Origin of the sequence: Mycobacterium sp. 050272 (assembly GCF_039023525.1) — a bacterium.
In the GTDB taxonomy this organism is placed as follows: Bacteria; Actinomycetota; Actinomycetes; order Mycobacteriales; family Mycobacteriaceae; genus Mycobacterium.
Genome location: NZ_JBCHKV010000008.1, coordinates 192,294 through 217,337 on the forward strand (window position 1 = coordinate 192,294; position 25,044 = coordinate 217,337).

Here is a 25,044-nt window from a genome sequence, read left to right on the forward strand (position 1 = left end):
CAGTTGACACCGCTCGCGCCGCCCGCATTAGCCTGAGCCTGCTAACCCGCCCCCACTGACACGCATGGAGGCATACCGGCCGTGCCGACCAACGAACAGCGACGCGCCAACGCCAAGCGCAAACTCGAACGGCAGCTCGAACGCCGGGCGAAGCAAGCCCGCAGGCGCCGTGTGTTAGTCATCGTCGGCGGCGTGGTGGCGGCCATCGCGGTGATCGCCGCGGTGGTGGTCACCGTGATCAACACGAACAACAAGCACCAGCACGACACGGCAGCGCCGACGACGAGCAGCTCGCCGGCGGCGTCGGGCACGACGACTCCGCAAACCGGTCAGGTTCCGCCGGTTCCGCCGCTGCCGGTCTTCAAACCGTCGGACACCGTGGGCGCCAACTGCCAGTACCCGCCGTCGACGGACCCGGCCGCCAAGCCGGTCAAGCCGCCGCGCACCGGCAAGGTGCCGACCGATCCCGCGCAGGTGAGCGCCAGCATGGCGACCAGCCAGGGCAACATCGGCCTGATGCTGGCGAACAACGAATCACCTTGCACGGTCAACAGTTTCGCGAGCCTGATCGGACAGAAGTACTTCGACAACACCAAGTGCCACCGCCTGACCACCTCGGACACGCTGGGCGTGCTGCAATGCGGCGACCCCAAGGGCGACGGCACCGGCGGGCCGGGTTACCAGTTCGCCAACGAGTACCCGACCGACCAGTACCCGCCGAACGACCCCAAGCTGCGCCAACCCGTTCTCTATCCGCGCGGCACCCTCGCGATGGCCAACGCCGGACCCGGCACCAACGGCAGTCAGTTCTTCATGGTCTACAAGGATTCTCAACTGCCGCCGCAGTACACCGTCTTCGGCACGATTCAGCCTGATGGGCTGGCCGTTCTCGACAAGATCGCCAAGGGCGGCATCAACGGTGGCGGTGAAGACGGCGCACCGAACAGCGAAGTCACGATCAAGTCGATCCTGCTGGACTAGACCCGAAGCAGCGCAACACGGGTCGCCAAGATTCGTCGGAAGCTGGTCGACACTTTAAGGTCGTTGAGTGGTGACGGAGTCGTTCGGACATTACGAACTACGCGAGCTGCTGGGCCGCGGGGGCATGGGACAGGTATTTCGCGCCTATGACACCAGCACGGACCGCATCGTCGCGCTCAAGGTGCTGCCCGCACATCTGGCCGACGACGAGGAATTTCAGCTGCGCTTCCGCCGCGAGGCGCGCATCGCGGCGAGCCTGACCGATCCCCACATGGTGCCCATCCACAGCTACGGCGAGATCGACGGCCGACTGTATGTCGACATGCGGCTGATCGAGGGCCGCGACCTGTTGGCCTTCATCGCCGAAAACGGTGGCCGGCTGAGCCCCGAGCGCGCCGTCGCGGTCGTCGAACAGGTTGCGGCAGCACTGGATACGGCCCACGAAGTCGGCCTGATCCACCGCGACATCAAGCCATCCAACATCCTGGTGTCCAACCGCGAGTTCGTGTACCTGATCGACTTCGGCCTGGCCCGCACCGCCGCCGACACCGCGCTGACCCACACCGGTCACACGATGGGCACGATGGCCTACATGGCCCCCGAGCGCTTCCGGGGCATGACCGATCACCGCGCCGACGTCTACGCGCTGGCCTGCGTGCTCTACGAATGCCTGACCGGACATCTGCCCTACCCGGGCGACACGTTCGAAGAACAACTCAACGCGCATCTGAACACCCCGCCGCCACGCGCCTCGTTCACCGTGCCCGGCGTCCCGCCCGCCCTGGATGAGGTGGTCGCCCGCGGCATGGCCAAGGACGTCGACCACCGCTACCAAACCGCCATCGAGTTCGCCGAGGCCGCCAAAGCCGCGCTGGCGGGCCACGGCGGCACAGCGGCACACGGCCCGCCCAGCCCGCCACCGCCGGCGTCCTACCCGGCCACCGCGCCCAACCCGTCGTCGCCGCCACCGGCGCAATCCGCGCCCACCCCGACGGCTCACGCCCCACAGCAACCGGAGCGGCTGAAGTCGAACCGCGGCCTGATCATCGGCATCGTGGCGGCATCGCTGTTCACGCTGGCTATGGTGACGGTGCTGGTCATCGCCCTGGTGACAAACGGCGACTCCTCGTCGAACAATGCGACATCCAGCGCCGCACCCCGCCCGCGGTCGCCCAAGCAGGGACCCGCCTTCGGCGGACCGGGAGCGGCGACGACTCAGGCCACCCCGGACGGGAATGCCGCGCCGCCGTTGCCGGCGTTTGCCCCGCCACCTGACCTGGGTGCCAATTGCCAATACCAGACCGTGGGCACCGATTCCGTGGATGCCTCCCCCAAGCCAGTCACCCTGCCGCCGTCCGGCAGGGTAGCCACCACCCCGGCGCAGATTCCCGCCACCGTGTCCACCAACTTCGGCGACATCGGCATCACGCTGGCCAACAACGAGTCACCGTGCACGGTGAACAGCTTCGTCAGCCTTGCCCGGCAACAATTCTTCGACGGCACCATCTGCCCGCGCCTGTCCACCGGCTCCGAAGGCGCGACGCTGGCGTGCGGTGGTCCGGATAAGGACGGAAACGGCGGTCCCGGTTACGAATTCGCCGACGAGTACCCCACCAATCAATATCCGCCCGGAGATCCCGCGCTCAGGGCGACGGTGGTATACCCGCGCGGAGCCGTGGTCATGGCCACCAACGAGCCCAATACCAACGGTAGCCAATTCGTCATGTTCTACCAGGACACCGAGGCTCCGCCGACGTTCACGGTGCTCGGCAACATCGACGCGGCCGGGCTGGCGGTCCTCGACAAGATCGCCGCGGCAGGAGTCGCCGGCCACCGGATGACCGGAATGCCCACCTCCCCGGTAACGATCAACTCGGTCCGGGTCGGCTAACAACGGCTTATGGTCGTTGGGTGTCGACGGAAGTATTCGGACATTACGAACTACAGGACCTGCTGGGGCGCGGCGGGATGGGACAGGTGTTCCGCGCTCACGACACCGTCACCGACCGGGTAGTTGCCCTCAAGGTGCTGCCCGCGCATCTGGCGGAAGACGAAGAGTTTCAGCAACGGTTCCGGCGTGAGGCACGCATCGCGGCGAGCCTGACCGACCCGCACATGGTGCCCATCCACAGCTACGGCGAGATCGACGGCCGACTGTATGTCGACATGCGGCTGATCGAGGGCCGCGACCTGGCCGCCTACATCGCCGAAAACGGTGGCCGGCTGAGCCCCGAGCGCGCCGTCGCGGTCGTCGAACAGGTTGCGGCAGCACTGGATACGGCCCACGAAGTCGGCCTGATCCACCGCGACATCAAGCCATCCAACATCCTGGTGTCCAACCGCGACTTCGTGTACCTGATCGACTTCGGGCTCGCGCGCACCGCCGCCGACACCGCGCTGACCCACACCGGTCACACGATGGGCACGATGGCCTACATGGCCCCCGAGCGCTTCCGGGGCATGACCGATCACCGCGCCGACGTCTACGCGCTGGCCTGCGTGCTCTACGAATGCCTGACCGGACATCTGCCCTTCCCCGGCGACACGTTCGAAGAACAACTCAACGCGCATCTGAACACCCCGCCGCCACGCGCCTCGTTCACCGTGCCCGGCGTCCCGCCCGCCCTGGATGAGGTGGTCGCCCGCGGCATGGCCAAGGACGTCGACCACCGCTACCAAACCGCCATCGAGTTCGCCGAGGCCGCCAAAGCCGCGCTGGCGGGCCACGGCGGCACAGCGGCACACGGCCCGCCCAGCCCGCCACCGCCATACCCGCCAACGGCGGCCACCCCGGCGCTGCCGCTTGCGCACCCCGGGCCGGCCCCGACGGCCCACACCCCGCTGCGACCCCAGTCGCAGCGCTCGAACCGGCGCCTGATCATCGGGATCGTCGCCGCGTCGGCCTTCACCCTCGCGATGGTGACGGTCCTGGTCGTTGCCCTGGTGACGAACGACGATTCCGCCTCGAACAACGCGACATCCAGCACCGTGCCCCATCCCAGGACGCCGAAATTTGGTGGGCCGGTGCCGGGCGGACCGACGATCCCGACCACCACGAACGCAGCGGGCCTGCCGCCGTTGCCACCATTCGTTCCGCCACCCGATCTGGGTGCCAACTGTCAATACACGCCCGTGCCGGCCGACGCGCAGGAGGGGACGGGAACGAAGTCGGTCAGCCCGCCCCCGTCAGGAAAGGTATCCACCGAACCTGCCCAAATCGCCGCGACCATCTCCACTAATTTTGGGGACATCGGCATCATGCTGGACAACAACAAGTCCCCATGTGCGGTGAATAGCTTCCTCAGCCTGGCGCGGCAACGCTTCTACGCCAACACCGTCTGCGCCCGGCTAACCAAGGCCATCGACATCGGAACGCTTTTGTGCGGTGGTCCGGACAGTGACGGCACCGGCGGGCCGAACTACATCTTCAACGACGAATACCCCGTCAACCAGTACCCTGCCGGGGACCCCGCACTCAGGGCGTCCGTGCTGTATCCGCGCGGGACGTTGGCCCTGGCCAACGAGGGGCCCAACACCAACGCCAGTCAATTCGTCATGTTCTTCAAGGACGGCGAAATGCCACCGGTGAACACGGTGCTCGGCACCATCGACCAGGCCGGTCTGGCGGTCCTCGACAAAATTGCGGCCGCGGGCGTGGCCGGCAATCGGGACAGCGGTCTTCCCGTCTCCCCGGTGACCATCAGTTCGGTACGGATCGGCTGAGGCCTACGCGGCAGATGTGACGCGGTAGACGTCGTATACGCCTTCGACATTGCGCACGACGTTGAGCAGGTGCCCGAGATGCTTGGGGTCGCCCATCTCAAAAGTGAAGCGGCTGATCGCAACTCGGTCACCCGAGGTGGTGACCGACGCGGACAGGATGTTCACCTTCTCATCGGCGAGCACCCGCGTGACATCCGACAACAACCGGTGCCGGTCGAGCGCCTCGACCTGAATGGCCACCAGGAACACCGACGACGGCGAGGGCGCCCAGAGCACCTCGATGATGCGCTCGGCCTGCTGCTGCAGTGACGCCGCGTTGGTGCAGTCGGTGCGGTGCACGCTGACACCACCGCCGCGGGTGACAAAGCCCATGATCGCATCACCCGGCACGGGTGTGCAGCACTTGGCCAGCTTGGTCAGCACACCGGGGGCGCCGGGGACCGAGACGCCGACGTCGTCGGTGCTGCGCGGGCGGCGCAACATCGTTGTCGGCGTGGATCTTTCGGCGAGATCTTCTTCGGCCTGGTCGATACCGCCGAGCTCGGCCAGCAGCCGCTGCACGACGTGGCGCGCCGAGACGTGCCCCTCGCCGATCGCGGTGTACATCGCGGACACGTCGGTGTAGTGCAGCTCGCGAGCCACCGCGGCCATGGCCTCGCCATTGACCAAGCGCTGCAACGGAAGCCCACCGCGACGAACCTCACGGGCCATCGCTTCCTTGCCCGCCTCCAGCGCCTCCTCGCGCCGCTCCTTGGCGAACCACTGGCGGATCTTCGCCTTGGCGCGCGGCGACACCACGAACTGCTGCCAGTCCCGCGACGGTCCGGCGTTGGGTGCCTTGGAGGTGAAAACCTCTACCACTTCCCCGTTTTCGAGCTTGCGTTCCAGCGCGACCAGCCGCCCGTTGACCCGGGCGCCGATGCAGCGGTGGCCGACCTCGGTGTGCACGGCGTAGGCGAAATCCACCGGTGTCGAGCCGGTCGGCAGCGTCACAACGTCACCCTTGGGGGTGAACACGAAAAGCTCTTGCACTGCAAGGTCGTAACGCAACGACTCCAGGAACTCGCCCGGGTCCGCGGCCTCACGTTGCCAGTCGAGCAGTTGCCTCATCCAGGCCATGTCGTCAATCTCGGCGGCGGCGTGCGGATGCAGTACACCGTTGCGGCCCTTGGCTTCCTTGTAACGCCAGTGCGCGGCGATGCCGTATTCGGCGGTGCGGTGCATGTCGCGGGTGCGGATCTGCACCTCCAGCGGCTTGCCCTCGGGCCCGACGACCGTGGTGTGCAGTGATTGGTAGACGCCGTATCTGGGCTGGGCGATGTAGTCCTTGAACCGCCCCGCCATCGGCTGCCACAGCGAGTGCACCACGCCCACAGCGGCATAGCAGTCCCGGATCTCGTCACACAGGATGCGAATGCCGACCAGGTCGTGGATGTCGTCGAAATCGCGGCCCTTGACGATCATCTTCTGGTAGATCGACCAGTAGTGCTTTGGCCGGCCCTCAACTGTCGCTTTGATTTTCGACGCGTTGAGGGTTGCGACGATTTCAGCACGAACCTTGGCCAGGTAGGTGTCCCGAGACGGCGCGCGCCCGGCGACCAGGCGAACGATCTCCTCGTACTTCTTCGGGTGCAGGATCGCGAACGACAGGTCCTCTAGCTCCCACTTGACGCTGGCCATACCCAGCCGATGCGCAAGGGGCGCAATGACTTCCAGGGTCTCCCGGGCTTTGCGCGCCTGCTTTTCCGGCGGCAGGAAGCGCATGGTCCGCATGTTGTGCAGCCGGTCGGCCACCTTGATCACCAGCACCCGCGGGTCACGCGCCATCGCGGTGATCATCTTGCGGATGGTCTCGCCTTCGGCGGCGTTGCCCAGCTCGACGCGGTCCAGCTTGGTCACGCCGTCGACGAGATGGCCCACCTCTTCGCCGAATTCCTCGCTCAACGCCTCCAGCGTGTACCCGGTGTCCTCGACGGTGTCGTGCAGCAGCGCGGCCACCAAAGTGGTGGTGTCCATGCCCAATTCGGCGAGAATGTTAGCGACGGCCAGCGGGTGGGTGATGTAGGGATCCCCGGAGCGGCGCAGTTGACTGGCGTGACGTTGGTCGGCGACCTCGAAGGCTCGGTTGAGCATCGTAAAGTTCGCCTTGGGATAGACCTCCCGGTGCACCGCCACCAGCGGCTCGAGTACGGGATTGAATGCGCTGCGCTGAGCGGTCATCCGCCGGGCCAGTCGGGCCCGGACGCGACGCGACGCGCTGCTGGACGTCTTCAGAGTTTCGGTCGGTGCCTCCGGCGAGCTCGCCGTGTCGATGGCCGGTAGCGAGTCCGTGGGCGGCACAACAGCTTGCGCCGTGCTTTGCTCATCCGCCACGTTGGTCACCTCCGAACTCGAGGATATCCCCTCTAAACGCGGCTCAAGCTGTCTACCGTCAAAGGCGCGATCGCCTCCCGGCCGCCCAGCGCGGTGATTTCCACCAGCACGGCCGCGCCGGTCACGTTGGCCCCGGCCCGCTCGAGCAGCCGGTTGGCCGCGCCGAGAGTGCCACCGGTGGCCAGCACGTCGTCGATGATCGTGATGTTGGTGCCGCGCAAGTCCAGACCGTCGGCGGGGATCTCGATCGCCGCGGGGCCGTACTCGCGGGTGTACTGCTCGCGCAGCACCGGTGGCGGCAACTTGCCCTCCTTGCGGATGGACAGCACGCCGGTGCCGAGCCGGGCGGCGACGGCCGCGGCCACCAACGACCCTCGCGATTCGATCCCGGCGACCAGATCCGAGCCGGCGGCGATATCGGCGAGCGCGTCGATCACCGCGTTCATCGCCGTTCGGTCGGCGAACAGCGGAGTGAGGTCCTTGAACTGGACCCCCCGCTTCGGAAAGTTGGACACGTCGCGGGTCAACGACGCGATGAGGTCGGCTAAGGCCGCGCCCTCGCGAATATCCGTCACTGCATCAAAGCCCATCGGTCCATGTTCCAACCCGCGCCCCAGCGGGTCGGATTCGCGCTGACTGCGTACATCTTCTTCGACATCAGCAACGTGCGCTGCTGCCGATATAGGGGCAACGTCGGCATGTCACCCCAGAGTACCGGCGCTCCCTCGGCCAGCAGGCGAACGCGCTCGGCCGGGTCGCCGGACACCGCAAGCTCACCGATTACGCCGTCGACCTGCGGATTCGCGTATCCCGACAGGTTGTTGCCGTTGCCACTGTGCAGGTCGTAGGCGTCCATCGAGGACGATCCGGTGGACCCGCTGCCGCTGGCTCCACCGGTGCTGGCCAGCAGAACATCGATCTTCGCGTCCCGCAGCGCCTGGGGCCCGGAGGTGTCGAGTGTGACGTTGGAGACAGTGATGCCCGCGGCGGCGCACGACTTGGTGATGGTGCCGACGGTGACCGCGAGTCGGGCGTTGGGGCCCTGATAGCCGATTCGCACGGCAAGCGGCGCGCCACCCAGCGCGGCGCGGGCGGCCACCGGGTCAGCCTTGTTGTACGGGCTCGCCTCGGCGGCACCATCGGCCTGCGCGACGGCGTCCTCGGCGACCGGCGACAGCCGGGAGTTGGCGATCGGCGCCCCGGCGTCCCGGGCGATCACATCACGGGGGACGCATAGCGCGAACGTGCGGCGATTATTGTTCTGGGCCAGCGGTCCCTGCGGCGCGAAGATCAGCTGCTCGATGCCCGCCGCTGCCGAATCGGTGCGCTCGTAGTTGTCCGGGGTGTTCAGCGTTCCCGACGACCCGGCCGCGACGTCCACCACGTCGACGCTGCGGTTATTGACCCGGTCCTGGATGTCGGGCGCCTGCGGTGACACGGTGATCCGCTTGGTGATCGCCTTGGGACCCCACCACCGGTCGTTGGCGACCAGCACCACGGCGCCGTCGTCCAGGACGGATTCGATTTTGTACGGTCCCGACGACGGGAAGCGCTTGACGATCTCGTCGTGTGTGAGGCCGGGCTTGAGGTCCCACGTGGTGTTCCACAGCTGCGCGATCGGCGCGACCGACTGCGGATTGTTGCTGAGTAACGTCGCCGTCACGTCGATATTCAGCTGGTCGGCGATGACGTGTGACGGCATCATCGTGGTCGCGGCGAACAGCTGGTTGTAGTCGACGACGCCGCGGTCCGGGACGAACGAAACCCGCGCCTTCTTCTGTCCCGGTATGCATTCGATGTTGGCGATATCGGCGTAGCCGGCCTGGGTGGCGGCGTCGAATCCGGGAAACCGGCCCGACTGAGCGGCCCAGGCGAGCACCAGGTCGTCGCAGGTCAGCGGCTTGCCGTCGGAGTAGACCGCGCCGTCGGCGATCTGGTAGTCGAGCACCAGCGGTGAGCCGCTCACCACCGTGACGGACCCGAAGTCGCGATCGGCGACGACCTGTCCGTCGGGACCGTGATAGCCGAACCCGGTCAGGGTGCGCGCGAACGCCTGCGCCCCGGCCGACGCGAACCCCACGGTGGTGTTGGCGTTGTAGGTGCTCAGCCGGCCGTCGACGACGTAGTCGATCTGCGAGGCCGCGCTGCCCGAACATCCCGTCACCAGGAACGCCGCGGCGAGCGCAACGGTCAGAGAGATAGCCGCGGACCGCCTGAGCATGGCGGCTACCGCCGGCCGGCGTTTCGCTTGCCGCTCGGGCGCCGGGTGCCGGTGGGTCGCACGGGCCGTGCCCCGGGGGCCGGCTTGTTGGGTGCGGGCTCGCCGGACGCCGCCGCGGCCTTCTTCGTCTCGGTGGTGTTCTCGGTGTCGGATGCCTCGTCGGCCGGGCTGATCGCCGGCTCGGGCGCGCCGGGCTTGCGTCGTTTGAGAACGCGGCGGGTGTGGTTTTTCACCAGTTCGGTGCGCTCCCGCAGCGTGACCAGCAGCGGGGTCGCGAAGAAGATCGACGAGTAGGTGCCGACCAGGATGCCGACCAGCTGCACCAGCGCCAGGTCCTTCAGCGTGCCGACGCCCAGCAACCACACCGCCACCACCATCAGCGCCAGCACCGGCAGGACCGAGATCAGGCTGGTGTTGATCGAGCGCATGAAGGTCTGGTTGATCGCCAGGTTGGCTTCCTCGGCGAAGGTGCGCCGATTTCGGTGCTGGAAGTCTTTGGTGTTCTCTTCGACCTTGTCGAAGACGATCACGGTGTCGTACAGCGAGAACCCGAGGATGGTCAGCAGGCCGATCACCGTCGCCGGGCTGACCTCGAAGCCGACCAGCGAATACACCCCGGCGGTGACGGTGAGGTCGAAAACCATGGTCGTCAGCGCCGAGATCGACATGTAGCGCTCGTAGCGCACCATGATGTAGACGCTGACCAGTACCAGGAACACGCCCAGCGCGATCAGCGCCTTATTGGTGATCTGGTCGCCCCAGGTCTCCGAGACCGCGGAATCGCTGATCGCCGCCTTGCTCGGCTTGCCGTCGCTGCCTTTGGGCGCGAACGCATCGAACAGCGCGTTGCGCAGCTTCGTCGTCTGGTCGTTGGTCAGCGTCTCCGAGCTGATCTGCACCGTCGCCGAGCCGCCGTTGCCGACGATGACCACCGATTCGGCGTCGCGGCCCAGGGTCTTGCGGAACACGTCCTGCACCTGCGAGGTCGTGACGTTGCCGCGCGGGAACGACACCGTGGTGCCGCCCTTGAAGTCGATTCCGAAGGTAAAGCCGCGCAGGATGATCGACAGGATCGCGACGGCGACGATCGCCCCGCTGATGCCGTACCACAGCCGGCGCCGCCCGACGACCTCGAAGGCGCCGGTCCCCGTGTAGAGCCGGGCGAGAAAGCTGTGCTGCGGCGGCTGCGCGGTGGAGCCGGACATCAGCTCCACGGCATCGGTGGATTCCGTGAGCTCGGCCGCGTCGGTGTCTTTGGAGGTCATCGCGTTCCCCGTCCCGTCTTCAAGTCTGAAGCTCGGCGTTCGCGGGCGACCTGCTGGACAGCGCCCAGGCCGTTGTATTTGGGCTTGGCCAGCGTCGCGGACTTGGAGGCCAAGTAGACCAGCGGCCAGGTCACCAGGAACACCACCACGATGTCGAGCACCGTGGTCAGGCCCAACGTGAAGGCGAATCCGCGCACCTGGCCGATCGCCAGGCCGTAGAGCACCGCGGCGGCCAGGAAGGTGACGGCGTTACCCGACACGATCGTCTTGCGGGCACGTACCCAGCCTCGCGGCACGGCCGAGCGGAACGAACGGCCTTCGCGGATTTCGTCTTTGATGCGCTCGAAGAACACCACGAACGAGTCCGCGGTGGTGCCGATACCGATGATCAGACCGGCGATACCGGCCAGGTCCAGGGTGTAGTTGATCTGCCGACCCAGCAGCACCAGGATCGCGAAAATCATTGCACCCGAGGCAATGAGAGATATTGCCGTCAGCAACCCCAGCACCCGGTAGTACAGCAGCGAGTACAGCAGCACCAGGATCAGACCGATCGCGCCGGCGATCAAACCGGCGCGCAGCGAGGTCAATCCCAGTGTCGCCGAGACGGTTTGGGCTTCCGACGATTCGAAGGACAGCGGCAGCGAGCCGTACTTGAGCACGTTGGCCAGCTGCTTGGCGGTGCTGGCGGTGAACGGCGGGTCGCCGCCGGAGATCTGGGTGCGGCCGCCGGGGATCGCTTCCTGGATCATCGGCGCGCTCACGACCTGAGAGTCCAGCGTGAACGCGGTCTGGGTGCCGATGTGAGCGGCGGTGAAGTCCGCCCAGGTGTTGGCCGCGGCGGGTTTGAACTGAACGTCGACGACGTAGCCGACGCCGCGCTGGTTCATCGTCGAACTGGCGTCCTGGATCTGGTCACCACTGATGATCGACGGCCCCAGCAGGTAGACGTACTTGTGGTCGGTCGAGCAGGTGATCAGCGGCAGGGCCGGGTCGTCGTTGCCGGCCAGGATGTCCTCTTTGTCGCAGTGGGCGGCCACCCACTGCTGAGCAACCATCTGGATGTAGGGGTTGTTGCTCTGCCGGAAATCCTTCATCACCTTGATGCGGTCGGCGAGATCCTTGCGCGGATCGGGCGGCCCGGGCACCTCGGGTGGCGGGGCGTCGGCGGCCGGGCCGCCGGGTGCCGGTCCGGGGCTGGGGCTAGGCGGCGGGTCCTGCGGGTAAGGACGCGGCTGCGGCGCCGGCCGCCCGGCGGGTGGTGGCGCGGGCTGGCCGGACGGTGGCGGTGCGGGCTGGCCGGACGGTGGTGGCGCGGGCTGGCCGGACGGTGGCGGTGCGGGCTGGCCACCGGGGGGTGCGTTGCCGGCCGGGGGTTTGGGTTCGGCGGCTTGGGCGGGCGCGGAGTTCAGCACCGGGCGGATGTAGAGCCGAGCGGTCTGGCCGAGGTTGCGGGCCTCGTTGCCGTCGTTGCCGGGCACCGTGATGACCAGGTTGTCGCCGTCGACCACGACCTCAGAACCGGAGACGCCCAGGCCGTTGACGCGCGAGCTGATGATCTGCTGCGCCTGCGAGAGAGCCTCCCGGCTCGGACGGGAGCCGTCCGGAGTGCGCGCGGTCAAGGTGACGCGGGTGCCGCCCTGCAGATCGATGCCGAGCTTCGGGGCGGCGTGCTTGTCCCCGGTGAGAAACACCAGCAGGTAAGCGCCGATCAGCAAGACGAAGAAAACCGACAGGTAGCGGGCAGGGTGCACCGGCGCCGAAGACGATGCCACTTTCCTTATCTCTCCTTGGTAATCGGTTCTGGCTCCCGACAGAGCCTACGTGCCCGCCTGGCGGAAACCGCTCATCGGACCGCTGTGGTCACTGATCTTTGGTCAAGTGGCTCTCGCCGGCCGGACCCTGGGCGTCGTCGGACTCTTCCAAGTCGTCGTCCTCGTCGAAGTCGTCCTCCGGCAGAATCTTGTCGCGGATGGCCAGCTTCATCCAGGTGGTCACCACGCCGGGCGCGATTTCGAGGTCGACGGTGTCGTCGGTGAGCGCGACGACGGTGGCCTGCAGGCCCGAGGTGGTGTGCACGCGATCCCCCGGCTGCAATGACTCGTGCAGGTCGATGGTGGCCTGCATCGCCTTCTTCTGGCGACGCGACGCCAGGTACATGAACCCGCCCATGATGAGCAGGAACGGCAGGAACAAAACCAAACTTTCCATCGAAACGTGCCTGTCTTTCGTATCGGTATTGCCGGGTTTTCCGACGGTCGGTGCCGAGCGACCGGGAGGTCACGCACCGCGCAACGCGCCGGTGTGCGCCCGTCCAGTCTGGCAGGCCCGGGGCCGCGCGGTTGGGCCGCGTCCTCGGCAGGCGCCAAGACCCGTCCTACGGATAGGCTTTCAGCGCGGCGCGACACGCGTGTCGCCGGGAGGAGGACGTCGTGGCCAGCCTCGAACAGACCCGCCGGCTGGTTACCGAAATCCCTGGTCCCCTGTCGCTGGAACTCAACAAGCGCCGCGCCTCGGCGGTGTCCCACGGCGTCGGCATCAGCCTGCCCGTGTTCGTCGCACGCGCCGGTGGCGGCATCGTCGAGGACGTCGACGGGAACCGGCTCATCGACCTGGGCTCCGGCATCGCCGTCACCACGATCGGCAACTCCTCGCCACGGGTCGTCGACGCGGTGCGCGAACAAGTCGCCGAATTCACCCACACCTGCTTCATGGTCACGCCGTACGAGTCCTACATCGCGGTCGCCGAGGAGCTGAACCGGATCACCCCGGGCTCGGGCGAAAAGCGGTCGGTGTTGTTCAACTCCGGTGCCGAGGCAGTCGAGAACTCCATCAAGATCGCGCGCTCCTACACCCGCAAACCCGCCGTCGCGGCCTTCGACCACGCCTATCACGGCCGCACCAACATGACGATGGCGCTGACCGCCAAGTCGATGCCGTACAAGAGCGGCTTCGGCCCGTTCGCACCGGAGATCTACCGGGCGCCGATGTCCTACCCGTACCGCGACGGCCTGCTCGACAAGGAACTGGCTACCGACGGCGAGTTGGCCGCCGCGCGGGCGATCGGCGTTTTGGAGAAGCAGATCGGCGCAGCGAATTTGGCCGCCGTCATCATCGAGCCGATCCAGGGCGAGGGTGGGTTCATCGTCCCCGCCGAGGGTTTCCTGCCCGCGCTGGTCGACTGGTGCCACAAGAACGACGTGGTGTTCATCGCCGACGAGGTGCAGAGCGGGTTCGCGCGCACCGGGGCGATGTTCGCCTGCGAGCACGAGGGCATCGAGCCCGACCTGATCTGCACGGCCAAGGGCATCGCCGGCGGGCTGCCGCTCTCGGGGGTGACGGGCCGTGCCGAGATCATGGACGCCCCGCACGTCAGCGGCCTGGGTGGCACCTTCGGCGGTAACCCCGTTGCCTGCGCGGCGGCCCTGGCCAGCATCGAGACGATCGAGAACGACGGCCTGATCGAGCGGGCCCAGCACATCGAGCGGCTGATCTTCGACGTGCTGCTGCGGATGCAGTCCGGCGACGACCGGATCGGCGACGTGCGCGGCCGCGGCGCCATGATCGCCGTCGAGCTGGTCAAGTCCGGCACCAGCGACCCCGACGCCGAGCTGACGAACAAGCTGGTGACCGCGGCCGGTGCGGCCGGAATCATCGTGCTGACCTGTGGGATGTTCGGCAATATCATTCGGCTGCTGCCCCCGCTGACCATCAGCGACGAGCTACTCACCGAGGGCCTCGACGTCCTGCGCCTGCTGCTAGCCGACCTGTAGCAGAGCGGCCCCAGGTGCAGCAGGCCTCGCGCAACGTGAGACCACCATCCGCCGCGCGCGCCGACCAGCCGTTCATGGCCCGGACGATCCACCGGCTCGCGATCCCGATCATCTTGGTCTGGGTTGGTTTGGTCGTCGTCCTCAACGCCGCCGTCCCGCAGCTCGAGGCCGCCTCCGAAGAGCATTCGGTCTCGCTGGTCCCCAAGGACGCGCCGTCGTATCGGGCGACCAAGCACATCGGCGAGGTGTTCAAGGAAGGCAATTCGGACAGTTCCGCCGTGATCGTCGTCGAGGGAGAGCACACCCTCGACGACGCTGCCCACACGTACTACGACGGCATGGTCCGCACGTTGCGCGCCGATCGCAAGCACGTGCAGAGCATCCAGGACTTCTGGGGCGATCCGCTGACCGCCGCGGGCGCGCAAAGCAATGACGGCAAAGCCGCACTGGTTCAGGTGAACCTGGCCGGTAACCAAGGCGAGGCGCTGGCGACCGAATCCATCGAGGCGGTCCGCGATACCGTCGGCCGCCTGCCCACACCACCGGGCATCACGGTCGGGATCACCGGCGGTGCGGCCTTCGCCGCGGATCTGCGCCACAGCAGCGGCGCGTCGGCGCTCAAGCTGACACTGACTACGGTTGCCGTGGTCTTCCTCATTCTGCTGCTGGTCTACCGCTCGGTCGTCACCGTGCTCGTGCTGCTCGGCACGGTCGGAATCGAATTGGGCGTGGCGCGCGGAGCCGTCGCGCTGATGGTGGACAACAGCACCATGGGACTCACTCCCTTCGCTGTCAGCCTGCTGACCTCACTGGCCATCGCCGCGGGAACCGACTACGGGATCTTCATCATCGGCCGCTACCAGGAGGCCCGGCAGGCCGGCGCGGACCGCGACCGCGCGTTCTACACGATGTACCGCGGCACCGCGCACGTCATCACCGGTTCCGGGTTGACCATCGCCGGGGCCATCTTCTGCCTCAGCTTCGCCCGGATGCCGTCGTTCCAAACCCTCGGCGTGCCCTGCGCGGTCGGGATCGTGGTCACCACCGCGGTAGCGCTCACGCTGGCGCCCGCGGTGCTGGCCATCGGCAGCCGTTTCGGCCTGTTCGAGCCGAAAAGGCTTGTCCAGGTTGGTCGTTGGCGGCGCATCGGCACGTCGACCGTTCGCTGGCCCGCGCCGATCCTGGCCGCGACGCTGGCGGTGGCGCTGGTCGGGCTGCTGGCGCTGCCCGGATACCGGGCCAGCTACGACGATCGCGCGTATCTGCCCGCGGCCATCCCGGCCAACAAGGGATTCCTGGCCGTCGCACGCCATTTCTCCCAGGCGCAGATGAAACCCGAGATCTTGATGATCGAGACGGATCATGATCTGCGAAATCCGTCGGATTTTCTGGTCTTGAATCAGCTGGCGAAAGCCGTGCTCGCCGTTCCCGGAATTTGGCGGGTCAAAGCGATCACCCGGCCCACCGGACTGCCCTTGGAACACACCACCCTGCCGTTCCAGATGAGTCTGCGTAATTCCGCGCAGTTGCAGAATATGAAGTTTCAGCAGGAGCGCGCGAAAGATCTGCTCAGACAGGCCGACGAGATTACGAAGACGATCGCCATCACCCAGCGTCTGTATGACCTGATGCAACAGCTCTCGAGCACGACACATGACCTCGCGCTGAATACCCATGACACCGTCGCGATCACGCATGATCTGCGAGACGATATTTCGGATTTCGAAGACTTCTTCCGGCCCATCCGCAGTTACTTCTACTGGGAGAAGCATTGTTTCGACATTCCAATCTGCTGGGCGATCAGATCGCTGTTCGACTCATTCGACGGCGTCAATCAGATCAGCGACAAACTGGCCGAACTGGCGACCGATCTCGACCGCGTCGATGAGCTGATGCCGCGGCTGAATGCTGAACTGCCGGTGATGATCTCGACCATGCAGTCGCTGCGGACCATGATGCTGACCATGCACAGCACCATGGCGGGCATCATCGGACAGATCGACCAGCTGGGTGAGGACCCGGCGGCCATGGGACAAGCTTTCGACGCCGCCCACAACGACGACACTTTCTACCTGCCGCCCGCGGTGTTCGACAACACCGACTTTCGGCGGGCAATGAAGGGCTTCCTGTCGCCGGACGGGCATGCGGCTCGTTTCATCATCGAGCACCGACAAGATCCGTCGACGGCCGCGGGAATCGCGAGTATCGAGCCGATTCGGATTGCGGCCGAGGAATCGCTCAAGACGACTCCGAATGCGAATGCCGGGATTTTCCTGGCGGGAACCGCCGCCATCCTGAAAGACACATCGGAGGGCGCGAAATGGGATCTGCTGATCGCCGGTACCTCGTCGCTGTGTCTCATTTTCGTCATCATGTTGGTTCTCACCCGGGCCTTTGTCGCGGCGTCGGTCATCGTGGGTACGGTCGCGCTTTCGCTGGGCGCGTCCTTCGGGCTATCCGTGCTGTTCTGGCAATACCTGATGAGCTTCCCGCTGTATTGGCTGGTGCTCGTGATGTCGGTGATCGTGTTGCTGGCCGTCGGATCCGACTACAACCTGCTGCTGGTCTCGCGGTTCCGAGAAGAGATCCATGCCGGGCTGAACACCGGCATCATCCGGGCGATGGGCGGCACCGGAAAGGTCGTGACGAATGCCGGGCTGGTGTTCGCCTTCACCATGGCGTCCATGGTCGTCAGCGATCTGCGCGCCATCGGCCAGATCGGCACCACCATCGGGGTCGGTCTGCTCTTCGACACCCTGTTGGTTCGCGCGTTGATGACGCCGTCCATCGCGGCCCTGCTGGGACGGTGGTTCTGGTGGCCGATGTCGGTGCGCCCCCGGCCCGCCAGCGCCCTGCTTCGACCGTTCGGCACCCGTTCGTCGGTTCGTTCCCTGATGCACAGCGAGTAACCACAGGACTTTGCCCGGTATTTATCCGTACCGGTGGCGAAAAGTGGGGGTACGGTCCAAGATTTTGACGAAGATGTCAAATTCCTTCGTGATACAGGATTAGCCCGTTGCCGTTCGTACTGGTGGTGATCGCGGCGTTCTGCTTCGCGTGCGCGGCAGTGCTGCAACACCGTGCGGTGGCGACCGGGCCGCGCTCGGGATCGCTGGCGCTACGCGGGCTGCGCGACGTCACCCGCAGCCCGTTGTGGCGGCTGGGGCTGCTACTCGCCGCGGGCGGCTCGACGCTGCACGCCATTGCCCTGGTGTTCGCGCCGCTGTCGGTGATTCAGCCGATCGGGGTGCTCGCGGTGCCCATCGCCGTCGTCCTTGCCGCGGCCCATACCCGCCGCCGGCCCACCGCGGGGATGCTGGCCGGCATCCTGCTGTCGAGCACCTGCGTCGTCGTCTTCGTCACGACGGCCGCTCGCTCGGCGGCCGGCACGCCGGCGTCCGGCGGCGACACCGCGCTGGCCGGTTTCGTCGTCGGACTGGTCTTGCTGACGCTCACGGGGATCGGGCTGGCCTGCACCGGGTGGGCGCGCTGCGTGGCGTTGGCGATGGCCGGCGCGAGCGCCTTCGGGCTGGTCTCGGCGCTGGTGCGGGCCGTGTCGCAGACCGTGACATCCGGACGGGTCGGCATCGCGGACCCGACTGTCATCGCCGGGGTTGCGGCCGTCGTCGCCGCCGTGCTGACCGGCGGCTGGCTGGTTCAGCAAGCCTTTGCCTGCGGCCCGCCCGAGGTCGTGGTCTCCTGCCTGACCGTGGTCGACCCCGTGGTCGCGGTGCTCTTCGGCGTGATCCTGCTCGGCGAGGGCACCGCGATCTGCCCCGCCCAGTGGGCCGTGCTCAGCACCGCCGCGATCGGCGCCGTTGCCGGCGTCGCGGTGCTCGCCCGTCACCATCCCGAGGCCATCGCCCGCCAGCTCGCCGTCTAGGTCCCCCACCTCCGAGAGGATCCGATTCGTGCCCTCCGCGCTGCGTGTGCTCATCGCCGCCGAGACCTATCCGCCCGACGTCAACGGCGCCGCCCGGTTCGCCGAGCGACTGGCCGGTGGCCTCGCGCGTCGCGGGCACGACATCCATGTCGTCGCACCGTCGCCGAACGGGGCGCCCGCCACGACGGTCCAGGACACCGACGGCGGCCAGGTCACCGTGCATCATGTGCGCTCGCTTCCCTACCCCGCGCGACCCGAGTTCCGGATGTGCACGCCCTGGGATGCGGGCCGGGCCGCGGCGGCCTTGACGGCCGAGGTCGCCCCCGACGTGGTGCACACCCAGACCGCGTGGATGGTGGGCCGGTTCATCGTGCGCGCCGCCGTGCGTAGCGACATTCCGCTGGTGGCCACCCATCACGTCGTTCCGGAGAACATCGCCGCGCACGTGCCGATGCCGCAAGCGTTGCGGCCGTTTTTCTATCGCCTGCTGTGGAAGGACTTGGCCCGCACCCTGAGTCGGGCCGATGTGGTCACCGCACCCACACCGCGGGCGGTGGAGTTGCTGATCGGGTCGTCCGGGCTGAACGACGCGCTGCCGATCTCCAACGGCGTCGACATCGAGCATTATCAACGCGACCCCGAGCCGGGCTGGGTGCCCAGCATCCTGTACGTCGGGCGGCTGGACCAGGAGAAGCGGGTCGACGAGCTGATCCGGGCGTTCGCCGCGTTGCCTGAGCACCTTCCCGCCACTGTCGACCTGATCGGAGATGGTCCCGAGCGGGCCGCCTGGACAGCGCTGGCCGACGAGCTCGGCGTGGCCGACCGCGTTCGCTTCCACGGCTTCGTGCCCGAGGACGAGCTGGTCAGCGCCTACGCCCGGGCCTCGGTGTTCTGCATGCCCGGCATCGCGGAGTTACAGAGCCTCGTCACCCTGGAAGCCATGGCGTCCGGCAAGCCGGTTGTCGCGGCCGACGCGATGGCGCTGCCGCATCTGGTGCATCCCGGGCGAAACGGCTGGCTCTACCAACCGGGCGATATCGACGAGCTCACCTCCCACCTCGCCGCATTACTCGCGGACCCGGCATTGCGCGGGCGGATGGGCGCGGCGAGCCGGGAGTTGGTGGGCGAACACGACATCGTTGCGACCCTCGATCGTTTCGAGGGGATCTACCGCGACCTGATCACCCGCGCTGCCGCCTGACCTCGACGGCCCGCTGCAGCACCTCCAGCAACACCCGCGCCGAGCGCTCCCAGGAGTAGTGTTCGGCGCGCGTGCGGGCCTGCGCGGACGCCGCGGCGAATGTGGCGTCATCGTCGAGCGCGCGGATCGCGCGGACGAAACCTTCGACATCATCCGGCCCGAAGTAGCCGGCGGCATCCGCCCCGACCTCACGGAACACCGGAATGTCGCTGACCACGAGCGGGGTGCCCAGCGCCATCGCCTCGACCAACGGCAACCCGAAGCCCTCCTCACGCGAGGCTGTCACCAGCGCGGTCGCCGCGCGCAGGACGTCGCGGTAGGTGGCGTCGTCGGCGCCATCGTGAAACACCAGGTCGGCTCCGGCGCCGAGCGCGGTGAGCCGGTCGCGCTCGGCCACCGAGACCTTGCTCATCAGATGCAGCCGATAATCCGGCAGCCGCACGGCGGCCCGCACCAAGGTTTCGACGTTCTTGTAAGGCATGAATGACCCCATGTAGACCAGTGAGCGGGTGCGCGGCAGCCGAGTGGGATCGGGCACCGGATCGGCCGCGTTGGACACCACCGTGACCGGCCGCCGGGTCAGCCGGTGGGCCGCGATCAGCGCCGCCGAGGTGTCGGAGACGGTGACCACGGCGTCGGCCCGGTCGAGCAGCAGGCGCTGCGGCCACCAAGCCAGGTGGTAGAGCCGCCACAACAGCCGGATCGGGGCGGCGAACTCCGGCGGCGGGGTGCGGTGGCGGTAGTAGATCAGGTCGTGCAGCGTGAGCAGCAGCGCGTAGCGGCGTCCCCAGGTGCCCATGGTCTGCATCGGGGAGAACACGACGTCCGGTTCGAGCCGGTTGACTTGCCTGGCCACCAATGGCTCCCGAATGCTCGTCGGCGCGCTGATGCGCGCCCAGGGCATGTTCGGCAGTTGCGCGAGTTGCCGCTCGTCGCTGATCAGCATCGTCAGCGGATGCATCCCGGCCAGCGCGTGCACGAGCCCGGTGGTGTAGCGGCTGATGCCGTTGTGCAGCCCGGGGGTGACGTACCGGCAGTCGACTACAAGGCGCACACGAACTCCGCGATCGCGGCCGCCACGGCGGCTGGTGCCTCGTAATGGGCCAGGTGCCCGACGTCGGCTACCTCAACCAGGCGCGCGTCGCGGAACCGCCCGGCGAGTTCCCGCTGTGCGGGCAGCGGCGCAATGTCGTCGTGTTCGGCCGCCACCAGCAGCGTCGGGACAGCGATGTCGGGTGCGAACTGCGCGACATCGTGCCCGATCGATGCGTAAAAGGCCTCCAGCAGCACCCTGCGGTCGGCGAACCCCGAGAAGTAGCGCCGGTGCTCGGCGTGAATCCAGCGCCGCAGAGCCGGATCCCGCGTGGTGGTCATGGCCGAGCTCGCGATTCGCGTGAGCAGCGGGTGCCGCAGCAGCGCCGTGCCCGCCCGTTCCGGCAGCGCCGCGGCGAGCCGGTGGTACCCGACGGTCAGCCTGGTAAGGCCGCGGCGGGGACCGGCCAGCGCCGAGCCGGCGATCGGATTGACCAGCACCAGCCCGGCGATGTCCGCGGCCCGGGCGGCGGCCGCCGCGATGATGGACCCGAACGAGTGGCCCGCGAGCACCGGCCGACCGCCGAGCTGCGCCAGCAGGTCGGCCACCCAGCGCGCGTAACCCTCGACATCGTGCCGGCCGTCTTGCAGCGGCCTCGCAACGCCGAAGCCGGGCAGATCCGGCACCACCGCCCGCAATCCGGGCAGGTGGGTGACGATCGGCTCCAACCCGTGGTGGTCGCCGCGCAACCCGTGCACGAACACGACCGTGCGCGCGGCATCGGCTGCGCCGTAAGTCCAGCACGCAGGGGCGGAACGGTCTGCCATCAATCCTCGTTCTACAGGGAAGTGCGCAATGACGCGCACGCGCGAAACTACTGAGTTCTGGCCACCAGGTACGCCAGAAGTCGCCGGGATCCGCAACTCGAGGTGGGCGATCTCACACTCGCGACCACATCCGGGAGCATTGTGGAATACCTTTAGCTTCGCTAACGTTCTTTATGTCGGCGCAGCGTGGCGCCCCAAGATCCCAAATCTCAGTGATGCGAGGACTGTTATGTCGACGACTACGCGTGAAGAGCGGCTGGAACGCCGCATCGAAGCCCTGACCGCTAACGACCCACAGTTCGCCGCCGCCAAGCCCGACCCGGCCGTCGCCGAGGCCCTCGAGAAGTCCGAACTGCGTCTCCCGCAGGTCATCCAGACCGTTCTCGATGGTTACGCCGACCGCCCGGCCCTTGGTCAGCGCGTTGTGGAGTTCGTCAAAGACCCGAAGACCGGGCGCACCTCAGCCGAGCTGCTCCCCCGCTTCGAGACCATCACCTACCGCCAGCTGAGCGATCGCATCGCCGCGCTGGGCCGTGCGCTGAGCGCGGACTCGGTGCACGTCGGCGACCGCGTCGCCGTGCTGGGCTTCAACAGCGTCGACTTCACCACCATCGACGTCGCCCTGGCCCAGATCGGCGCGGTATCGGTTCCCCTGCAGACCAGCGCCGCGATTGCGCAGCTCAAGCCGATCGTGACCGAGACCGAGCCGGCTGTGTTCGCCGCGAGCGTCGATCAGCTCTCCGATGCCGTCGAGCTGATCCTGAGCGGCGATCACCGTCCCGCCAAGCTGGTGGTCTTCGACTACCACCCCGAAGTCGACGACCAGCGCGAGTCCGTTCAGAGCGCGGCCACCCGGCTGGCCGAGGCCGCGGTGACCGTCGAATCGCTGGGCGAGCTGATCGAGCGCGGCACGGCATTGCCTGCCACCCCCGCCGCCGACGTCGAGGACGACGCACTGGCACTGCTGATCTACACCTCCGGCAGCACGGGCGCGCCCAAGGGCGCGATGTACCCGCGGGGCAATGTCGGCAAGATGTGGCGACGGTCGAGCCGTAACTGGTTCGGCGAGACGGCCGCCTCGATCACGCTGAACTTCATGCCGATGAGCCACGTTATGGGACGCGGCGTGCTCTACGGCACGCTGGGCAACGGCGGCACGGCGTACTTCGCCGCCCGCAGCGACCTCTCGACGCTGCTCGAGGACCTGGCACTGGTCCGGCCCACCGAGATGAACTTCGTGCCGCGCATCTGGGAGACCATCTACGCCGAATACCTGCGCAAGGTGGCCCGCGGCGACAACGAAGCCGACGTGATGAACGAGCTGGCACAGGATCTGCTGGGCGGGCGGTTCATCTTCGCGATGACGGGCTCGGCGCCCACCTCTCCCGAGCTGAAGGCCTGGGTGGAGGACCTGCTCGACATGCACCTGCTCGACGGCTACGGCTCCACCGAGGCGGGCATGGTGCTGTTCGACGGCGAGGTGCAGCGTCCACCGGTCATCGAATACAAGCTGGCCGACGTCCCCGATCTGGGCTACTTCGCCACTGACCGGCCCTATCCGCGCGGCGAATTGCTACTCAAGACCGAGAACATGTTCCCCGGTTACTACAAGCGCCCGGAGATCACCGCCGACGTGTTCGACGCCGACGGCTACTACCGCACCGGCGACGTCGTCGCCGAGATCGCGCCCAACAAGGTCGTCTACGTCGACCGCCGCAACAACGTGCTCAAGCTCGCCCAGGGCGAGTTCGTCACCGTGGCCAAGCTGGAGGCGGTGTTCGGCAACAGCCCGCTGATCCGGCAGATCTACGTCTACGGCAACAGTGCTCACCCCTACCTGCTGGCGGTCGTCGTGCCCACGCAGGAGGCGCTGTCGCACTACGGCGTCGACGGGGTCAAGGCGCCGATCGCCGATTCGTTGCAGGCCGTCGCCAAGGAGGCCGGGCTGCAGTCCTACGAGGTTCCGCGCGACTTCCTGATCGAGACAACGCCTTTCACGCTGGAGAACGGTCTGCTCACCGGTATCCGCAAGCTGGCGTGGCCAAAGCTCAAGCAGCAGTACGGAGAACGGCTCGAGCAGCTCTACGCCGAGCTGGCCGAAGGCCAGGCCAACGAATTGGGCGAGTTGCGCCGAAGCGGGGCCACCGCTCCGGTGCTGCAGACGGTGAGTCGGGCCGCGGCCGCCCTGCTGGGAGCCGCGACCACCGAGCTGACCCCGGACGCTCACTTCACCGATCTGGGTGGAGACTCGTTGTCGGCGTTGACATTCGGCAACCTGCTGCACGAGATCTTCGGCATCGACGTGCCGGTGGGCGTGATCGTCAGCCCGGCCAGTGACCTGGCCTCGATCGCGGCCTACATCGAAACCGAGCGCGAGGGCACCAAGCGACCCACGTTCGCGGCGGTGCACGGTCTTTCCAGCAAGGACAGCACGGGCGAGGTGCACGCCGGTGATCTCACGCTGGACAAGTTCATCGACGCGGCGACGCTGGCTGCCGCACCGAACCTGCCGGCGCCGGCAACCGAGGTCCGCACGGTCCTGCTGACCGGCGCGACCGGCTTCCTGGGCCGCTACCTGGCGCTGGACTGGCTGGAGCGCATGGATCTGGTCGACGGCAAGGTGATCGCCTTGGTTCGGGCCAAGGACGACAACGCCGCACGGGCCCGGCTGGACAAGACGTTCGACAGCGGTGACCCCACACTGCTGGCGCACTACCAGAAGCTGGCCGCCGACCATTTGGAGGTAATCGCCGGAGACAAGGGCGAGGCCAATCTCGGCCTGGATCAGCAGACCTGGCAGCGGCTGGCCGACACCGTCGACCTGATCGTCGACCCGGCGGCGCTGGTCAACCACGTGTTGCCGTACAGCGAGCTGTTCGGCCCCAACGCGCTGGGCACCGCCGAGCTGATCCGAATCGCGTTGACCGGCAAGCAAAAGCCGTACACCTACGTGTCCACGATCGGGGTGGGCGACCAGATCAAGCCCGGGCAGTTCACCGAGGACGCCGACATCCGCCAGATCAGCGCCACCCGGCAGATCAACGACAGCTACGCCAATGGCTACGGCAACAGCAAGTGGGCCGGCGAAGTGTTGCTGCGCGAGGCCAACGACCTGTGCGGTCTGCCGGTGGCGGTATTCCGTTGCGACATGATCCTGGCCGACACCAGTTACGCCGGCCAGCTCAACGTGCCGGACATGTTCACCCGGATGATGCTGAGCCTGGTCGCCACCGGCATCGCGCCCGGCTCGTTCTACGAGCGCGACGCCGACGGCAACCGGCAGCGGGCCCACTACGACGGCCTGCCCGTGGAGTTCATCGCCGAAGCCATCTCGACGCTCGGCGCCCAGAACGTGGAGAGCTTCCAGACCTACCACGTGATGAACCCCTATGACGACGGCATCTCGATGGACTCGTTCGTCGACTGGCTGATCGCCGACGGCAACGCGATCCAGCGGATCGACGACTACGGCGACTGGCTGCCGCGGTTCGAGACCGCCCTGCGCGGCCTGCCCGAAAAGCAGCGCAACGCTTCGCTGTTGCCGCTGCTGCACAACTATCAGAAGCCCGAGCGCCCGATCCGCGGGTCGATGGCACCGACGGATCGATTCCGTGCGGCGGTTCAGGACGCGAAAGTCGGCCCGGACAAAGATATTCCGCACATCGGCGCGCCGATCATCGCCAAGTACATCAGCGATCTGCGGCTCATCGGCCTGCTCTGAGTTTCCAGAAAAAGTTCGCCGGCCCACGGGCCGGCGAACTTTT

At 67.2% G+C, this 25,044-nt stretch carries 16 protein-coding genes; 8 read left to right on the plus strand and 8 right to left on the minus strand.

Going from position 1 to position 25,044, the window contains the following annotated elements; translation table 11 throughout:
* The first annotated feature begins 81 nt into the window (after window positions 1-81).
* The 3 genes from AAHS21_RS17640 to AAHS21_RS17650 all read left to right on the plus strand — a co-directional run bounded on the left by AAHS21_RS17640 (window position 82) and on the right by AAHS21_RS17650 (window position 4,704).
* Window positions 82-981, plus strand: a complete 900-nt coding sequence (locus tag AAHS21_RS17640; protein WP_342928883.1) for a peptidylprolyl isomerase — start codon at window positions 82-84, stop codon at window positions 979-981.
* A 70-nt stretch (window positions 982-1,051) separates the two neighbouring features.
* A complete protein-coding gene (locus tag AAHS21_RS17645) occupies window positions 1,052-2,872 on the plus strand; it encodes a protein kinase (protein WP_342928884.1) in 1,821 nt (606 codons plus the stop codon).
* 77 nt (window positions 2,873-2,949) lie between these two features.
* Window positions 2,950-4,704, plus strand: a complete 1,755-nt coding sequence (locus tag AAHS21_RS17650; protein WP_342928966.1) for a protein kinase — start codon at window positions 2,950-2,952, stop codon at window positions 4,702-4,704.
* Window positions 4,705-4,707: 3 nt separating this feature from the next.
* Here the strand turns inward: AAHS21_RS17650 and AAHS21_RS17655 are convergent, their stop codons facing one another.
* The 6 genes from AAHS21_RS17655 to yajC form a co-directional block, all read right to left on the minus strand.
* Window positions 4,708-7,077, minus strand: coding sequence for a RelA/SpoT family protein (locus tag AAHS21_RS17655; RefSeq protein WP_342928885.1), 2,370 nt, complete (start codon window positions 7,075-7,077; stop codon window positions 4,708-4,710).
* A gap of 32 nt (window positions 7,078-7,109) precedes the next feature.
* The gene (locus tag AAHS21_RS17660) at window positions 7,110-7,667 is read right to left on the minus strand and encodes an adenine phosphoribosyltransferase (RefSeq protein ID WP_342928886.1); all 558 of its coding nucleotides are present in this window, start codon (window positions 7,665-7,667) and stop codon (window positions 7,110-7,112) included.
* Complete coding sequence (locus tag AAHS21_RS17665; RefSeq protein ID WP_342928887.1) at window positions 7,649-9,298, minus strand: ABC transporter substrate-binding protein; 1,650 nt, start codon at window positions 9,296-9,298, stop codon at window positions 7,649-7,651. The genes AAHS21_RS17660 and AAHS21_RS17665 overlap by 19 nt, the downstream gene beginning before the upstream one ends.
* 5 nt (window positions 9,299-9,303) lie before the next feature.
* On the minus strand, window positions 9,304-10,503 hold the full coding sequence (gene secF / locus AAHS21_RS17670) for a protein translocase subunit SecF (protein ID WP_342928967.1): 1,200 nt from the start codon (window positions 10,501-10,503) through the stop codon (window positions 9,304-9,306).
* 56 nt (window positions 10,504-10,559) lie between these two features.
* Window positions 10,560-12,338 (minus strand): protein translocase subunit SecD, encoded by a 1,779-nt coding sequence (gene secD, locus AAHS21_RS17675; RefSeq protein ID WP_342928888.1) that lies wholly within the window; start codon window positions 12,336-12,338, stop codon window positions 10,560-10,562.
* An 88-nt stretch (window positions 12,339-12,426) separates the two neighbouring features.
* Complete coding sequence (gene yajC / locus AAHS21_RS17680; protein WP_096286609.1) at window positions 12,427-12,774, minus strand: preprotein translocase subunit YajC; 348 nt, start codon at window positions 12,772-12,774, stop codon at window positions 12,427-12,429.
* 221 nt (window positions 12,775-12,995) lie between these two features.
* On the opposite strand from yajC, the gene gabT reads away from it, so the two are divergent.
* The 4 genes from gabT to AAHS21_RS17700 all read left to right on the plus strand — a co-directional run bounded on the left by gabT (window position 12,996) and on the right by AAHS21_RS17700 (window position 19,420).
* A complete protein-coding gene (gene gabT, locus AAHS21_RS17685; RefSeq protein WP_342928889.1) occupies window positions 12,996-14,336 on the plus strand; it encodes a 4-aminobutyrate--2-oxoglutarate transaminase in 1,341 nt (446 codons plus the stop codon).
* A 74-nt stretch (window positions 14,337-14,410) separates the two neighbouring features.
* Window positions 14,411-17,245, plus strand: a complete 2,835-nt coding sequence (locus tag AAHS21_RS17690; protein WP_342928968.1) for an RND family transporter — start codon at window positions 14,411-14,413, stop codon at window positions 17,243-17,245.
* A gap of 107 nt (window positions 17,246-17,352) precedes the next feature.
* The gene (locus tag AAHS21_RS17695) at window positions 17,353-18,219 is read left to right on the plus strand and encodes a hypothetical protein (protein ID WP_342928890.1); all 867 of its coding nucleotides are present in this window, start codon (window positions 17,353-17,355) and stop codon (window positions 18,217-18,219) included.
* A gap of 28 nt (window positions 18,220-18,247) precedes the next feature.
* Window positions 18,248-19,420 carry a glycosyltransferase gene (locus AAHS21_RS17700; protein WP_342928891.1) on the plus strand — a complete coding sequence of 391 codons (1,173 nt, stop codon included), beginning with the start codon at window positions 18,248-18,250 and terminating at the stop codon, window positions 19,418-19,420.
* Here AAHS21_RS17700 and AAHS21_RS17705 read toward each other — a convergent pair.
* On the minus strand, window positions 19,401-20,474 hold the full coding sequence (locus tag AAHS21_RS17705; RefSeq protein WP_342928892.1) for a glycosyltransferase family 1 protein: 1,074 nt from the start codon (window positions 20,472-20,474) through the stop codon (window positions 19,401-19,403). The genes AAHS21_RS17700 and AAHS21_RS17705 overlap by 20 nt on opposite strands.
* Window positions 20,462-21,280: an alpha/beta fold hydrolase gene (locus AAHS21_RS17710; RefSeq protein WP_342928893.1), complete on the minus strand. Its 819-nt coding sequence runs from the start codon at window positions 21,278-21,280 to the stop codon at window positions 20,462-20,464. Before AAHS21_RS17710 ends, AAHS21_RS17705 begins: the two co-directional genes overlap by 13 nt.
* A gap of 229 nt (window positions 21,281-21,509) precedes the next feature.
* On the opposite strand from AAHS21_RS17710, the gene car reads away from it, so the two are divergent.
* On the plus strand, window positions 21,510-25,001 hold the full coding sequence (gene car / locus AAHS21_RS17715; RefSeq protein ID WP_342928894.1) for a carboxylic acid reductase: 3,492 nt from the start codon (window positions 21,510-21,512) through the stop codon (window positions 24,999-25,001).
* Window positions 25,002-25,044 lie beyond the last annotated feature (43 nt).

What these genes read in the sequence shown, in the direction of transcription:
- AAHS21_RS17650 (WP_342928966.1), top strand. Translation starts at nt 2,950, where the DNA reads ATGGGACAGGTGTTCCGCGCTCACGACACCGTCACCGACCGGGTAGTT.
- secF (WP_342928967.1), bottom strand. Translation starts at nt 10,503, where the DNA reads ATGTCCGGCTCCACCGCGCAGCCGCCGCAGCACAGCTTTCTCGCCCGG.
- AAHS21_RS17660 (WP_342928886.1), bottom strand. Translation starts at nt 7,667, where the DNA reads ATGGGCTTTGATGCAGTGACGGATATTCGCGAGGGCGCGGCCTTAGCC.
- AAHS21_RS17665 (WP_342928887.1), bottom strand. Translation starts at nt 9,298, where the DNA reads ATGCTCAGGCGGTCCGCGGCTATCTCTCTGACCGTTGCGCTCGCCGCG.
- yajC (WP_096286609.1), bottom strand. Translation starts at nt 12,774, where the DNA reads ATGGAAAGTTTGGTTTTGTTCCTGCCGTTCCTGCTCATCATGGGCGGG.
- car (WP_342928894.1), top strand. Translation starts at nt 21,510, where the DNA reads ATGTCGACGACTACGCGTGAAGAGCGGCTGGAACGCCGCATCGAAGCC.
- AAHS21_RS17690 (WP_342928968.1), top strand. Translation starts at nt 14,411, where the DNA reads ATGGCCCGGACGATCCACCGGCTCGCGATCCCGATCATCTTGGTCTGG.
- AAHS21_RS17710 (WP_342928893.1), bottom strand. Translation starts at nt 21,280, where the DNA reads ATGGCAGACCGTTCCGCCCCTGCGTGCTGGACTTACGGCGCAGCCGAT.